Below are 13,806 nucleotides of genomic sequence, written 5' to 3'. Positions count from 1 at the left end.
ACGGCAAAACCCATCAGGCCGTCGGGCCTGATGGGGGCGGGGATCGATGCCGGCGGTCGGGGCCGCCCGGCTGTTACTCGGCCTTCTTGGCTTTCTCGGCCTTCCAGGCTTCGAACTCCGCGCGCTCGGCACGGCGTTCTTCCATTTTCTTCTGCAGGTCGTCGTAGGCCTTCTGCTGCTCGGGTTTGAGCTGGGAACGGATGGCGTCGCGGTTCTTGCTCTCGGCGGCCTTGAGTTCATCCTGCATGGCTTTTTTTTCAGCAGCCGGCAGTTTGTCCAGGTAACGCTGGGTAATCTCGTGGCGGGCCTTCATCTGCTCGCGCATCAGCTTGCCGATTTCATGGCGCTGTTCCTGGGTGAGGTTCAGCTCCTTGAACAGGTGGCCACCGAAACCGCGCTCGTGGCGCGGGCCGCCTTCCGGCATGGCCATGGCCAGGGTCGGCAGGGTGGCGGCGAGCAGCAGGGCGGTGAGGGTCTTGCGCATGGTGGTTCTCCTAGTCTCGATTCCGGCCGGTTGCCGGATGTGCCCAGTCTAGGGATGGCAAGGTCAAGGGCGGTCAGTCGTGGGTAAAGCCTGGGTAAAGACGGCGGCGCTCAGGCGCTGTAGTAGTAGCCGCGACTCCGCAGGGCCAGGATGCGCGGGCGGCCGTCGGCGTGGGGGCCGAGTTTCTTGCGCAGGTTGCTGACGTGCATGTCCAGACTGCGGTCGTAGAGCGTCAGCTTGCGGCCCAGGGCCAGTTGCGCCAGTTGCTGCTTGTCCAGCGGTTCGCCGGGCTGGCGCAACAGGGCTTCGAGCAGGCGGCCTTCGGAAAGGGTCAGGCTGACTTCGTGGTGGCCGATGGTGACGATGCCGCGCACCGGGCTGTAACAGAGGTCGCCGAGCTCCAGTTGACTGGAGGCCTGCGGCGGCTGGCTGCGGCGCAGCACGGCGCGCAGGCGGGCGGTGAGTTCGCGCGGGTCGCAGGGTTTGGCCAGGTAGTCGTCGGCGCCCAGTTCCAGGCCGAGGATGCGGTCCAGCGGTTCGCCACGGGCGGAGAGCATGAGGACGGGCAGTTCCGGGTGGTCGCTGCGCAATTGCTTGAGCAGTTCCAGGCCACTGCCGTCGGGCAGCATCACGTCGAGCACCACGGCGGACGGTGCGTGCTCGGCCAGGGCCCTGCGCGCCGACTGGCCGTCGTGGCAGGCGCGGACGCTGAAACCTTCCTGGCTGAGCCAACTGATCAGGAGCTCGCAGAGTTCCTGGTCGTCGTCGATAAGCAGCAATTCACTCATGGTGCGGTCAGTTGATCCATTGACGGCGCTGACGGCGCCCTCCACGGGCGATCAGGCCGGTGAACAGGGAGAGCAGGGCGACGCCGCCACCCACGGCGAACCAGGTCTGCTGCTCAGTCAGCAGGCGCGGCGTTGGCGAGGCCTGGGCTTCCTTGAGTTGCAGCTTGAGGCGCTGGTTTTCCTGGCGCAGGCGGGCCAGTTGGGCGTTCTCCCGCTCCTCGCTGGCGGTTTCCAGCTGGCGGCTCAGCTCCGTGCGCTGGCGTTCGCTTGCCGCCAACCGGCGCTGGAGCTGGTCGAGCTGGGCAAGCAGGGCGTCGTTGGCGACCGCGGGTGGCTCCGCGACGCCCGTCGCTGCGGCGGCGCTATCCGTTGCCGAGGCTTCGGGGCGGGGTTCTTCAGCCTGGGCCAGGCTGCAGAGCAGCGCGGCGGTTAACAGCAGGGGCAATTGACCGACGTGCATGGGAACTCCTTTTTCCTGGCGGCTATGGCGTGGCGCTGTCCGGCGTTAGGGAAAGACCTGCTTGAACGGCTTGACCACGACGTCGGCGTAGACGCCAGCGGCGCGATAGGGGTCGGCATCGGCCCAGGCCCTGGCGGCCTCGAGGGAGTCGAACTCGGCGACGATCAGGCTGCCGGTGAATCCGGCGCTGCCCGGGTCATTGCTGTCCACCGCCGGGTGCGGGCCGGCCAGCACGATGCGGCCTTCGGCCTTCAGCTGCTCCAGGCGTGCGAGGTGTGCGGGGCGCGCGGCGAGGCGGTTTTCCAGGGAGCCGGGGACGTCGGTGGCGATGATGGCGTAGAGCATGGCAATCCTTATTGTTGAGACTTTTCGGTTTCGCCGTCGTGGATGTGGCGGGCCAGGTAAACGCCCTGGCCGACCAGGAAGAGCACGGTCATGCCGAGGCTGCCGAAGACTTTGAAGTCCACCCAGATCTCGTGGAAGGTGAAGGCCACGAACAGGTTGGCGAAGCCGCAGACCAGGAAGAACGCGATCCAGGCCAGGTTCAGGCGTACCCAGACGGCCTGCGGCAGGCTGAGGGCGTGGCCCATCACGCGCTGGATCAGCGGCTTGTCGCCGATGAAGTGGCTGCCGGCGAAGGCCAGGGCGAAGAGCCAGTTCACCACCGGCGCCTTCCACTTGAGAAAGGTTTCGCTGTGAAACGCCAGGGTCATGCCGCCGAAGACCAGGCAGGCTACCAGGGTCAGCCACTGGCCTTTTTCCAGGCGGCGCTGGAGCAGGAAAATGGCGCCGTAGACGATCACCGAGCTGATGATCAGAACGGCGGTGGCGCTGAAAATACCGCCTAGCATATAGGTATGCCCGGCCAGCTCGACGGCGCGCGGTTCCAGTTTGTAGACGATGAAGAAGAGGATGAGCGGGATGAAGTCGATGAATTGTTTCACGGCGGCAGCCAGAAGCGGGATGTGGCGGCATAATAACAAACCATTTCCCTAGCGAAAGCAGACCCCATGCAGATCGACCTGCATTGCCACAGTACGGCCTCCGACGGTGCGCTGGCCCCCGCTGCCGTGGTCGCCCGCGCCTTCGAGCGTGGCGTGCGGCTGCTGGCGCTGACCGACCACGACACCCTGGAGGGGCTGGACGAGGCCCGCGCGGCCGCCGAAGCGCTGGACGTGCAACTGATCAACGGTATCGAACTGTCCTGCACCTGGGGCGGCGCCACCATCCATGTGCTGGGCTATGCCTTCGCCACCGACGCGCCGGCCCTGCTGGACGCCATCGCCGACCTGCACCAGGGCCGCTGGGCGCGGGCCGAGGAAATCGCCCGGCGCCTGGCCGCCAAGGGCATGCCGGGCGCCCTGGAAGGGGCGCGGGCGGTGCAGCAGGAACTGGGCGACAGCGGCAATGCGCCGGCGCGCCCGCATTTCGCCGAGTTCCTCGTACGCGCCGGCCATGTCCGCGACCGCGCCGAAGCCTTCCGCAAGTGGCTGGGCGCCGGCAAGCTGGGTGACGTCAAGCAGCACTGGCCGACCCTGGCCGACGCCGTGGGTACCTTGCGTGCCGCGGATGCCTGGATCAGCCTGGCGCACCCCTGGCAGTACAATTTCACCGGCGCCAAGCGGCGCAAGCTGGTGGCGGATTTCATCCAGGCCGGCGGCCACGCGCTGGAGGTGGTGAACGGCCTGCAGCCGGCGGAGCAGGTGGGAAGCCTGGCTGTGCTGGCGCGAGAATTCGGCATGCTGGTCAGTGCCGGTAGTGATTTCCATGCACCCTGCGATTGGTCGGAGCTGGGCATGTACCGACCCTTGCCGGATGACCTGCCGCCGATCTGGGGGCGCTTCCGCCATGCACACAGCCCTACTGCTGCCCTCTGAACAGGGAGATGTCGTGAGTCAATTTTTCCAGGTACACCCGGAAAATCCACAGCCGCGCCTGATCCGGCAGGCGGTGGAGATCGTCAGGTCGGGCGGCGTGATCGTCTATCCCACCGACTCCTCCTACGCCCTCGGCTGCCTGATCGGCGACAAGGGGGCGGTCGAGCGCATCCGCCGCCTGCGCCGGCTGGACGAGAAGCACAATTTCACCCTGGTCTGCCGCGACCTGTCCGAGATCGGCGTGTTCGCCAAGGTGGATACCGCCGCCTTCCGGCTCATCAAGGCGCATACGCCGGGGCCCTACACCTTCATCCTCAGCGCCACCCGCGAAGTGCCGCGCATGCTGATGCACCCGAAGCGGCGCACCATCGGCATGCGGGTGCCGGACCATCCCATCGCCCTGGCGCTGCTGGAGCAACTGGGGGCGCCGCTGATGAGCACCAGCCTCATCCTCCCGGGCGATGAACTGCCCATGAGCGACCCCTACGAGATGCGCCAGATTCTCGAACACCAGGTGGACCTGATCATCGACGGCGGCCACGGCGGCATGGCAGCCTCCACCGTGATCAACCTTTCCGAGGGCAAGCCCGAGGTGTTGCGTGTGGGCTGCGGCGACCCGCAGCCCTTCCTCGAAGAGGAGTGAGGGCGGCGTTCACAGCAGGATCGCCACCACAATGATCAGCAGCAGGATGAGCAGGAACTCGGTGCCGCTGATGCGGCCGCCGGCCGGTACAGCATCCATCTTCTGCGCCAGTTGCGCCGCTTCCTCGTGGGTCAGGGCCTGCACCCGGGAGCGGGCGATGGCCGCATCCACGCCCATGGCGCGCAATTGCTCCTGAACCTCCGACTTGCTGAGAAAGGCGTCGATCCGGGCGCGATCCGGCGAGTCCGGCTGCTGGGTCGCGATGGCTTCGCCGGTACCGATCATGTCGGCCTGCGCCGTCGCCAGCGGCAGCAGGCTGAGGCAGGCCAGCATCAGGGCGGTACTGAACATCAGGAACAAGGACTTCATGCGAACCTCCCGGAGCCTGGGCTCCAGACCTGACCAGGGGTGCAGCGTCGAGCTTTTTTAGTCTGGCACATGGTGCTAACTTGCCCGCTTTCCCGCCGACCGGTGCCGACCGGTAGCCCAACCGCCAGGGCAGCGCTGCCGCTGCGAGAGGACCAGATGCACGAAACACCGACCGAGTCGCCGGATCCCCAGGCGGGCGCCCAGCAGGAGCTGCCTTTCGCCCTGGTCTACGGCCAGGCGGTGACCGAGCTGCCGCAGGACCTCTATATCCCGCCGGATGCGCTGGAGGTCTTCCTCGAAGCCTTCGAAGGCCCCCTCGACCTGCTGCTCTACCTGATCCGCAAGCAGAACATCGACATCCTCGACATCCCGGTGGCCGCCATCACCCACCAGTACATGGCCTATGTCGAGCTGATGAAGTCGGTACGCCTGGAGCTGGCGGCCGAGTACCTGGTCATGGCCGCCATGCTCGCCGAGATCAAGTCGCGCATGTTGCTGCCGCGTTCGAGCGAGGCGGAAGACGAGGAAGAAGACCCCCGCGCCGAACTGATCCGCCGCCTTCAGGAGTACGAGCGCTTCAAGGCCGCCGCCGAAGGCATCGACCAGTTGCCGCGGGTCGGCCGCGATACCCTGGTGCCGCGCCTGGACGCCCCGGAGGCGCGCGCGCGCAAGCTGCTGCCCGATGTCGCCCTGGAGGAACTGCTGCTGTCCATGGCCGAGGTGCTGCGCCGCGCCGACATGTTCGAGAGCCATCAGGTGACCCGCGAAGCGCTGTCCACCCGCGAGCGCATGAGCGAGGTACTGGAAAAGCTCAAGGGCGGTGCGTTCGTGCCCTTCGTCGCCCTGTTCACCGTGGAGGAGGGCCGCCTCGGCGTAGTGGTGACCTTCATGGCGGTACTTGAACTGATCAAGGAGCAGTTGGTGGAACTGGTGCAGAATGAGCCCTTCGCCCCCATCCACGTGCGCGCCAGAGCCGAGTAGATGAACCTCAACGACCCCAACGAACTCGCCTCGCTGCTGGAGGCCTTTTTGCTGGCTTCCGGCAAGCCCTTGTCGCTGGAGCGCCTGGCCGAGCTCTTCGAAGAAGCCGAGCGCCCCGAGCTGGCGGTGATCCGTTCCGCCCTGGCGATCCTCGCCAGCAGCTGCGAGGGGCGGGCCTTCGAGCTGCGCGAGGTGGCCTCCGGTTATCGCCTGCAGGTGCGCGAGCGTTTCTCCCCCTGGGTCGGACGCCTCTGGGAGGAGCGTCCGCAGCGCTATTCCCGCGCCATGCTGGAAACCCTGGCCCTGGTCGCCTACCGCCAGCCCATCACCCGTGGCGAGATCGAGGACATCCGCGGCGTGGCGGTCAACAGCCAGATTGTCAAGACCCTGCTGGAGCGCGAGTGGATCCGGGTGGTCGGCTATCGCGACGTACCGGGAAAGCCGGCGATGTTCGCCACCACCCGCGCCTTCCTCGATCACTTCAACCTGAAAAGCCTGGAAGAGCTGCCGCCACTGGCCGCCCTGCGCGAGCTGGAGCCCGAGCCGGTGCTCGGCCTGGAAGACGGCGAAGCGCCCGTGCCGTCCGACCTGCAGGCCCGCGTCGATGCCGAACAGCCGGCCGAGCCGCGCGAGGAAACCAGTTTTCGCAGTCTGCTGGCCGAGCTCGACAGCATGGAAGAGGGGCTCAAGACCGACTTCGACGACCTGCTGCTGGACCCGGACGAGGAGGACGCCGAAGCCGCGTCCACCGAAGCAGACGACGAATCGCTGCCGGACGAAACCCTGCATTGATAACCGCCGGTCCGCGCGCGGGCTGACGCCAGGGCTTCGCTCAACTAGCCTGAGTGCCAGCGGCCGCGTATGATGCGCGGCCTTTTTACTGCTACACCGGGAGGTGCCCAGATGAGTGAGATCGAATACAGCCCCGCAGGCGAGAAGCTGCAGAAGGTCCTGGCCCGCATTGGGCTGGCCTCGCGCCGTGATATCGAGGCCTGGATCAGCGAAGGCCGCATCAAGGTCAACGGCGAAGTCGCCACCCTCGGCCAGCGCGTCGACAGCCATGACGCCATCAGCCTCGACGGCCGCCTGCTCAAGCGCGAAGAAGAAGCCGAGAGCGTCCGCCGCGTGCTGATCTACAACAAACCGGAAGGCGAAGTCTGCACCCGCGACGACCCGGAAGGCCGCCCCACCGTATTCGAGCGCCTGCCGCGCCTGAAATCCGGTCGCTGGATCAACATCGGTCGCCTCGACATCAACACCACCGGCCTGCTGCTGTTCACCACCGACGGTGAACTGGCCAACCGCCTGATGCACCCCTCGTACGAGATGGACCGCGAATACGCGGTGCGCGTACGCGGCGAGGTCACCGAGGACATGCTGGAAAACCTCAAGCGGGGCGTGATGCTGGACGACGGCCCGGCGAAGTTCACCGACATCCAGGAAGCGCCCGGCGGCGAAGGCCTCAACCACTGGTACCACTGCGTGGTGATGGAAGGCCGCAACCGCGAAGTGCGTCGCCTCTGGGAGTCCCAGGGCCTGGTGGTGAGCCGCCTGAAGCGCGTGCGTTTCGGTCCGGTGTTCATCACCTCCGACCTGACCATGGGCCGCTGGCGCGAGATGGGCCAGAGCGAGGTGGATATCCTCAGTGAGGAAGTGGGCCTCAAGCCCATCGCGCTGCCGAATATGAAAGGCAAGTTCCGCGAGAAGCTCGACCGCCTGCAGCGCAAGTCACCGAAGCCGGCTGGTGGCCGTGCACCGCGCCGCGAGGGGGACGAGCGTCCGGCCCGTGGCCCGCGTCGCGAGGGCGATGAGCGTCCGGCTCGCGGCCAGCGCCGCGAGGGGGATGAGCGTCCGGCCCGTGGCCCGCGTCGCGAGGGCGATGAGCGTCCGGCCCGTGGCCAGCGCCGCGAGGGGGATGAACGCCCGGCTCGTGCTCCGCGCGGTACGCCTGTTGCGGATCGTCCGCGTGACGTGAACAAGAAGCGTCCGGCCAAACCGCAGGGCGAGCGTCCGGCGGTCGAGCTGGCCGACCGCCCGGCCCGCAAGCCGCAGCACAAGCGCAGTGGTCCGCCCGCGGGCGAGGGCCAGCGTCCGGGCTTCGGTCGCAAACGCTGATCGGCGGCGAAATAAAGAGGTTCTTCGCGGGATCAGGGGGAAGAGCGAGTTGACAGTCAGGGAAGTGGTTAGATTGGCAGTCGCCAAACGAACCAACCACCACCCCCTGCTGCCGCCGTGCATCCTATTGATCTTGCTGCTTTCTGGCCAGGCTACGCAGTCGTCTCCTGTCGCCAATCAACCCACGACACCCTGCTAATCGAGCTCGAGCCTCAAGTCGGCTCCGTCCCCGAATGCGGACGCTGTGGTGAAGCCTGTCCATTGATCCATGAGCGGCGGACTCGTCAGGTGCGCGATCGCGATCTGTTCGACCAGCGCGTCTTGCTCCAGCTACCGGTGCGCCGCGTCGATTGCCTGAGTTGTGGGCGGGTAACCGAGCGGATCAGCTGGTTGGAACCGGTGTCGCGTTTGACCCAACGCTTGCGCGTCTGGCTCGAAGGCTTGCTGCAATTGCTGCCCATCAGTCATGTCAGCCGCCTCACCGGCCTGCACTGGCACACGCTCAAGACGCTCGATAAGCGCCGCCTGGAGGCCGCCGTCGGCACCTTCGAGCCGGGTGATGTGCGTCGCCTGGTGATGGACGAGTTCGCCCTGCACAAAGGCCATCGCTACGCCACGGTGATCATGGATGCCGAGCGCACGCGGGTGCTGTGGGTCGGTCATGGCAACAGCCGCGAGGCGATCCGCCCATTCTTTGAATTACTGGGCGAGCACTGCCAACGGATCGAAGCGGTGGCGATGGACATGAACACCGCCTTCGACCTGGAGGTGCAGCGGCATTGCCCGCAGGCCGAAGTGGTGTACGACCTGTTTCATGTGGTGGCGCGCTACGGCCGCGAGGTGATCGACCGGATCCGCGTCGACCAGGCCAACCGCCTGCGCGAGGACAAGCCGGCGCGCAAGGTGGTCAAGCAGAGTCGCTGGCTGCTGCTGCGCAATCACGACAACCTCAAGGACGGGCAGGCCGTGCAGTTGCAAGAGCTGCTCGCGGCCAACCAACCACTGGCCACGGTCTATGTGCTCAAGGATGCGTTAAAGGCAATCTGGTACGCCCCCAGTGTGCAGGAGGGCTGGCGGCGCTGGCGAAGTTGGCTACGGCATGCCCGGGACAGCGGTCTGGCGCCACTGCAACGCTTTGCCCGCAACCTGCGCAAATACGCCCGGGGCATCCTCGCCAGTGCGCGTTTCCACCTACATACCAGCCTGCTGGAGGGCGTGAATAACCGTATCAAGGTGATCAAGCGCATGGCCTATGGCTTCCGAGACTCAGCCTACTTCTTCCTGAAAATCAAGGCTGCCTTCCCCGGGAAAGCGCGATGAACCAATAAAGAAGGGGCTCAGTCGAGCCCCTTCTTTTTGCGCGGTGTGAGCGCCTTCATTCGCCATTGAAATCGCTGCCCCGCGCGGTTGCGGCAGTCACCCTGCCATGGACAGGCGATTGCGGCCTTCGCGCTTGGCCACGTACAAGGCGTTGTCCGCGCGGCGCAGCAGGCTGTCCACCGATTCCGCCGGCAGCAGGGTGGCGCAGCCGAGACTGACGGACAGGTCCAGCGGCTGGCCTTGCACCAGGCATTGCAGTTCGAGGATGCCCATGCGCAGGCGCTCGCCCACGAGCGCGGCGGCTTCGCGGCAGGTGCCGGAAAGCAGGACGAGGAATTCCTCGCCGCCGAAGCGGAACACCATGTCGACGTTGCGCAGGCGTGACTTCAGGGTCGTGGCCACGGCTTTCAGGACTTCGTCGCCGGTACCGTGGCCGTGGCTGTCGTTGATGCGCTTGAAATGGTCGATGTCCAGCATCAGCACCGAGAGGGGCTGCAGGTTGCGGCGGGCCAGGTCCACTTCGCGCTGCAGGGTCTGTTCCATGGCGATGCGGTTGCCGGTATCGGTCAGCGGGTCACGCAGCGCGCTCTGCACCGCGGTCCGGTAGAGCAGGGCGTTGCGCAGTGGGAAGAGCAGGCTGGCGAGCAGGGATTCCAGCTGGTTCAGTTCCTGTTCATCGAAGCGCAGGTTGCGACGGAAGATCAGTTCGCCCAGGTACTCGCCCTGGTGGGTCAGCCGATAGCCGGCGGAGTGGCTGGCGCGGTCGCCGTATTCCAGGCGCAGGTCGCTGCTCGAGTGCTGGTAGGCCAGGGCGTCGAGGGGAACCAGGCGCCGCACCTCGCCGAAGAACAGGCTGATGATGCGCTCCACATCCAGGCTGGTCTGCAACTGCAGGGTCAGCTGGCGGCGCAGTTCCGCCAGGCTGATGGGACGCAGCTTGGGCTGGCGCTTGCCGGAGAAACCGAGGCGCTGCAGCTTGGCGGCATCGAAATCGATGGTGTTGGACAGGGTGGGAGGAACCATTGAGTTGAACCCTCTGACGCAATAAGCGACGACACCAGGCATAGAGCCAATTTCGTGCCAGGAGTTCGCTCTTCCTGAAAATCGCTTTAGTTTCAGGTGCTTGGATCTATGCTGCCGGTTCGCGCGGCAAATCTTTGCCGGTTTGCTGGCGAAATCATGGCAACGTGATGCCGGTCACGGAGAGGGCACCGCCGGAAAACCGGCGGAGGCTGCGGCGGTCGAACGACCGCCGCGAAGGGAGGTCATTGCGCGTCGAAAGCCTGGCCGTTCACGCCAGCGCTGTCCGGCCCCATGAGGTAGAGGTAGACCGGCATGATCGCGGCGGGTTCCGGGTTGTTGTCCGGGTTTTCGCCCGGATAGGCCTGGGCGCGCATGTCGGTGCGGGTGGCGCCGGGGTTGACGCTGTTGGCACGTACCGGGGCGACGCCGTCGACTTCGTCGGCCAGTACCTGCATCAGGCCTTCGGTGGCGAACTTGGACACCGCATAGGCGCCCCAGTAGGCGCGACCCTTGCGGCCGACGCTGCTGGAGGTGAAGACCACCGAGGCGTCGTTGGACAGCTTGAGCAGGGGCAGCAGGGTGCTGGTCAGCATGAACATGGCGTTGACGTTGACCTGCATGACGCGCATGAAGTTTTCGCCGGAAAGCTGCTCGATGGGGGTACGCGGACCGAGGATCGAGGCGTTGTGCAGCACGCCGTCGATGCGGCCGAACTCGGCTTCCAGGGTCGCCGCCAGTTCGTCGTACTGGTGCGGCTGGGCGGTTTCCAGGTTGAAGGGGATCACCGCCGGTTGCGGATGGCCGGCGGCCTCGATCTCGTCATAGACCGCGTTCAGGCTGGCTTCGGTCTTGCCCAGCAGCAGCACGGTGGCACCGTGGGCGGCGAAGGTCTTGGCGGCGGCGGCGCCGATGCCGCGGCCGGCACCGGTGATCAGGATGACCCGATCCTTCAGCAGGTCGGGGCGGGCGGAATACTGGAACATGGAATCTCCTTCGCGGCGCAGCCGGGTCAGCAGCTGCACAGCGCGCGGTCGAGGACGGCGCGCAGTTCGAGCGGGTGGTCGACCACCACATCGGCCCCCCAGTGGTTGGGGTTGTCGCTGGGGTGGATGTAGCCATAGCGTACGGCGGCGGTGCGGGTGCCGGCGGCGCGGCCGGACTCGATGTCGCGCAGGTCGTCGCCGATGAAGAGGACGCTGGCCGGGTCGAGGTTCAGCTTGCTGCAGGCCAGCAGCAGCATTTCCGGGTCCGGCTTGCTGTTCTTCACGTGGTCGGGGCAGATCAGCACGGCGGAACGCCCGGCCAGACCCAATTGCTCCATGATCGGCTCGGCGTAGCGCACCGGTTTGTTGGTCACAACGCCCCAGATCAGCTTGGCCGCCTCGATGTCGGCCAGCAGTTCGTCGATGCCGTCGAACGGGCGGGTGAATACGGCGCAGTGGTTCTGGTAGCGCTCCAGGAATTCCAGGCGCAAGGGCTCGAAGTCCGGCGCTTCCGGGTCCATGCCGAAGGCGGTGGCGACCATGGCGCGGGCGCCGCCGGAAACCACGTCGCGGATCGCCTTCTCGTCCATCGGGGCAAGGCCGCGCTCGGTGCGCATGGCCTGGCAGATGGCGATGAAGTCGGGCGCCGAGTCCAGCAGGGTGCCGTCCATATCGAAGAGTACCGCTTGAAGTCGCATGCCGGTCACTCCTCGCGCAGGGTCTGGATCATGTAATTGACGTCGACGTCGGCTTCCAGCTTGTAGTGCTTGGTCAGCGGGTTGTAGGTGAGACCGATGATGTCCTTCACCGATAGGCCGGCAGCGCGGCTCCAGGCACCGAGCTCGGAGGGGCGGATGAACTTCTTGAAGTCGTGGGTGCCGCGCGGCAGCAGCTTCATGATGTATTCCGCGCCGACGATGGCGAACAGGTACGCCTTGGGATTGCGGTTGATGGTGGAGAAGAACACCTGTCCGCCTGGCTTGACGAGGGTAAAGCAGGCGCGGATCACCGAGGCCGGGTCGGGTACGTGTTCGAGCATTTCCATGCAGGTGACCACGTCGAACTGGCCCGGCATCTCGGCGGCCAGGGCTTCGGCAGTGATCCGGCGGTATTCCACCGGCACGCCGGACTCCAGCTGGTGCAATTGGGCGACCGCCAACGGCGCTTCGCCCATGTCGATGCCGGTCACGGTGGCGCCGCGCTGGGCCATCGACTCGCTGAGGATGCCGCCGCCGCAGCCGACGTCCAGCACTTTCTTGCCGGCCAGCCTGGTGCGTTCGTCGATCCAGTTGACCCGCAGCGGGTTGATGTCGTGCAGGGGCTTGAACTCGCTCTCGCGGTCCCACCAGCGGTGGGCGAGGGCCTCGAACTTGGCGATTTCGACGTGATCGACGTTGGTCATGGAATGTCCTCGAAACAGAATTCAGCGGCCGGCGATGCGATCGCCCCAGTCGCGCGCGGTGGCGACCAGGCGATCTTCGTCCAGGCGCGTCAGGCGACCGTCGTCCAGCAGGTGCCTGCCGTCGACCCAAAGGTGCCGCACCGCGTCGCGCCCGGTGGCATAGATGAGTTGGGAAACCGGGTCGTAGACCGGTTGCTGGGCCAGCCCGGACAGGTCGAAGGCGACCAGGTCGGCGGCCTTGCCCGGTTCCAGGGAACCGGTGTCCTGGTCGATACCCAGGGCCCGCGCGCCGTTCAGGGTGGCCATGCGCAGGGCGCGGTGAGCATCCAGGGCACTGGCCGAACTGGCCACGGCCTTGGCCAGGAGTGCGGCGGTGCGGGTTTCGCCGAGCAGGTCCAGGTCATTGTTGCTGGCGGCGCCATCGGTGCCGATCGCGACGTTCACGCCGGCCTGCCACAGGCGCTCCACCGGGCAGAAGCCGCTGGCCAGCTTGAGGTTGGACTCGGGGCAGTGGATCACGTTGCTGTTGCTTTCCACCAGCAGCGCCAGGTCGTCGTCGTCCACCTGGGTCATGTGTACGGCCTGGAAGCGCGGGCCGAGCAGGCCGAGCCGGGCGAGGCGGGCCATCGGGCGCTCGCCGCGCAGCTCAAGGCTCTGCTGGACCTCGAAGGCGGTTTCCTGCACGTGCATGTGAATGCCGGCGTCCAGCTCCTCGGCGAGCACGCGGATGTTCTCCAGCTTGTCGTCGCTGACGCTGTAGGGTGCATGGGGGCCGAAGGCGACCTTGATGCGCGGGTGGTGCTTGAGGTCGCTGAACAGCTCGACGCCACGGCGAATGGCCTCGGCGGCGTCGGCGGCGCCGGGAATGGGGAAGTCCAGCACCGGGATCGCCAGCTGCGCCTTGATGCCGCTGGCATGGATGACGGCGCTGGCCTGGGCCGGGAAGAAGTACATGTCGGAGAAGCAGCTGATGCCGCCCTTGAGCTGCTCGGCGACGGCCAATTCGGTGCCGTCGCGCACGAAAGTCTCATCGACCCACTTGGCCTCGGCGGGCCAGATGTGCTCCTGTAGCCAGGTCATCAGCGGCAGGTCGTCGGCCAGACCGCGGAACAGGGTCATCGCGGCGTGGCCGTGGGCGTTGATCAGCCCGGGCGCCAGCAACATGCCCGGCAGCTCGCGGGTTTCGCGGGCTTCGGTGCGCAGCGCGACGTCGCGGGGGGCGAGCAGGGCGATACGACCGTCGCGAATCCCCAGTGCATGATCCCGCAACACGACACCGGCGGGTTCCACCGGGACTATCCAGGACGGGAGCAGGAGCAGGTCGAGCGGGGCGTTGGGGCTGGGCATGGCGGCGCATCCTG

Annotated in this window: 17 protein-coding genes; 6 read left to right on the top strand and 11 right to left on the bottom strand. The window is 66.5% G+C overall.

Features of this window, described 5'->3' with window-relative positions; all coding sequences use genetic code 11:
• Window positions 1-73: 73 nt before the first annotated feature.
• The 5 genes from PJW05_RS18380 to PJW05_RS18360 all read right to left on the bottom strand — a co-directional run bounded on the left by PJW05_RS18380 (window position 74) and on the right by PJW05_RS18360 (window position 2,676).
• Window positions 74-484, bottom strand: a complete 411-nt coding sequence (locus PJW05_RS18380; protein ID WP_271408405.1) for a Spy/CpxP family protein refolding chaperone — start codon at window positions 482-484, stop codon at window positions 74-76.
• 110 nt (window positions 485-594) lie between these two features.
• A complete protein-coding gene (locus PJW05_RS18375; protein ID WP_271408404.1) occupies window positions 595-1,272 on the bottom strand; it encodes a response regulator transcription factor in 678 nt (225 codons plus the stop codon).
• A gap of 7 nt (window positions 1,273-1,279) precedes the next feature.
• Complete coding sequence (locus PJW05_RS18370; protein ID WP_271408403.1) at window positions 1,280-1,732, bottom strand: hypothetical protein; 453 nt, start codon at window positions 1,730-1,732, stop codon at window positions 1,280-1,282.
• Window positions 1,733-1,777: 45 nt separating this feature from the next.
• Window positions 1,778-2,077 (bottom strand): YciI family protein, encoded by a 300-nt coding sequence (locus PJW05_RS18365; protein WP_271408402.1) that lies wholly within the window; start codon window positions 2,075-2,077, stop codon window positions 1,778-1,780.
• A gap of 8 nt (window positions 2,078-2,085) precedes the next feature.
• Complete coding sequence (locus PJW05_RS18360; RefSeq protein WP_271408401.1) at window positions 2,086-2,676, bottom strand: septation protein A; 591 nt, start codon at window positions 2,674-2,676, stop codon at window positions 2,086-2,088.
• 66 nt (window positions 2,677-2,742) lie between these two features.
• Here PJW05_RS18360 and PJW05_RS18355 point away from each other — a divergent pair, with 66 nt between their 5' ends.
• On the top strand, window positions 2,743-3,609 hold the full coding sequence (locus PJW05_RS18355; RefSeq protein ID WP_271408400.1) for a PHP domain-containing protein: 867 nt from the start codon (window positions 2,743-2,745) through the stop codon (window positions 3,607-3,609).
• Between the two features lie 13 nt (window positions 3,610-3,622).
• Entirely contained in the window at window positions 3,623-4,252 is a 630-nt protein-coding gene (locus PJW05_RS18350; protein WP_271408399.1) for an L-threonylcarbamoyladenylate synthase, read from the top strand.
• A gap of 9 nt (window positions 4,253-4,261) precedes the next feature.
• On the opposite strand, the gene PJW05_RS18345 is transcribed toward PJW05_RS18350, so the two are convergent.
• Window positions 4,262-4,621 carry a PA2779 family protein gene (locus PJW05_RS18345; protein ID WP_271408398.1) on the bottom strand — a complete coding sequence of 120 codons (360 nt, stop codon included), beginning with the start codon at window positions 4,619-4,621 and terminating at the stop codon, window positions 4,262-4,264.
• 282 nt (window positions 4,622-4,903) lie between these two features.
• On the opposite strand from PJW05_RS18345, the gene PJW05_RS18340 reads away from it, so the two are divergent.
• From PJW05_RS18340 to PJW05_RS18325, 4 genes are all read left to right on the top strand, one after another.
• The gene (locus tag PJW05_RS18340) at window positions 4,904-5,602 is read left to right on the top strand and encodes a segregation and condensation protein A (protein ID WP_271412254.1); all 699 of its coding nucleotides are present in this window, start codon (window positions 4,904-4,906) and stop codon (window positions 5,600-5,602) included.
• Window positions 5,603-6,394: an SMC-Scp complex subunit ScpB gene (scpB, locus tag PJW05_RS18335; protein ID WP_271408397.1), complete on the top strand. Its 792-nt coding sequence runs from the start codon at window positions 5,603-5,605 to the stop codon at window positions 6,392-6,394.
• A gap of 111 nt (window positions 6,395-6,505) precedes the next feature.
• Window positions 6,506-7,717: a 23S rRNA pseudouridine(2605) synthase RluB gene (gene rluB, locus PJW05_RS18330; RefSeq protein WP_271408396.1), complete on the top strand. Its 1,212-nt coding sequence runs from the start codon at window positions 6,506-6,508 to the stop codon at window positions 7,715-7,717.
• A gap of 117 nt (window positions 7,718-7,834) precedes the next feature.
• Window positions 7,835-9,037 (top strand): ISL3 family transposase, encoded by a 1,203-nt coding sequence (locus PJW05_RS18325; RefSeq protein ID WP_271408395.1) that lies wholly within the window; start codon window positions 7,835-7,837, stop codon window positions 9,035-9,037.
• 96 nt (window positions 9,038-9,133) lie between these two features.
• On the opposite strand, the gene PJW05_RS18320 is transcribed toward PJW05_RS18325, so the two are convergent.
• From PJW05_RS18320 to PJW05_RS18300, 5 genes are all read right to left on the bottom strand, one after another.
• Window positions 9,134-10,060, bottom strand: coding sequence for a GGDEF domain-containing protein (locus PJW05_RS18320; RefSeq protein WP_271408394.1), 927 nt, complete (start codon window positions 10,058-10,060; stop codon window positions 9,134-9,136).
• A 242-nt stretch (window positions 10,061-10,302) separates the two neighbouring features.
• Window positions 10,303-11,043: a YciK family oxidoreductase gene (locus PJW05_RS18315; RefSeq protein ID WP_271408393.1), complete on the bottom strand. Its 741-nt coding sequence runs from the start codon at window positions 11,041-11,043 to the stop codon at window positions 10,303-10,305.
• Between the two features lie 26 nt (window positions 11,044-11,069).
• The gene (gene mupP, locus PJW05_RS18310; RefSeq protein WP_271408392.1) at window positions 11,070-11,750 is read right to left on the bottom strand and encodes an N-acetylmuramic acid 6-phosphate phosphatase MupP; all 681 of its coding nucleotides are present in this window, start codon (window positions 11,748-11,750) and stop codon (window positions 11,070-11,072) included.
• A complete protein-coding gene (gene ubiG / locus PJW05_RS18305) occupies window positions 11,747-12,445 on the bottom strand; it encodes a bifunctional 2-polyprenyl-6-hydroxyphenol methylase/3-demethylubiquinol 3-O-methyltransferase UbiG (RefSeq protein WP_271408391.1) in 699 nt (232 codons plus the stop codon). The genes mupP and ubiG overlap by 4 nt, the downstream gene beginning before the upstream one ends.
• Window positions 12,446-12,466: 21 nt before the next feature.
• Window positions 12,467-13,792 carry a TRZ/ATZ family hydrolase gene (locus tag PJW05_RS18300; RefSeq protein WP_271408390.1) on the bottom strand — a complete coding sequence of 442 codons (1,326 nt, stop codon included), beginning with the start codon at window positions 13,790-13,792 and terminating at the stop codon, window positions 12,467-12,469.
• Between the last annotated feature and the right edge of the window lie 14 nt (window positions 13,793-13,806).

Origin of the sequence: Pseudomonas sp. Q1-7 (genome assembly GCF_028010285.1) — a bacterium.
In the GTDB taxonomy this organism is placed as follows: Bacteria; Pseudomonadota; Gammaproteobacteria; order Pseudomonadales; family Pseudomonadaceae; genus Metapseudomonas.
Note: the sequence above shows the minus strand (reverse complement) of the source record. Positions and strands in the feature narration are given on the sequence as shown.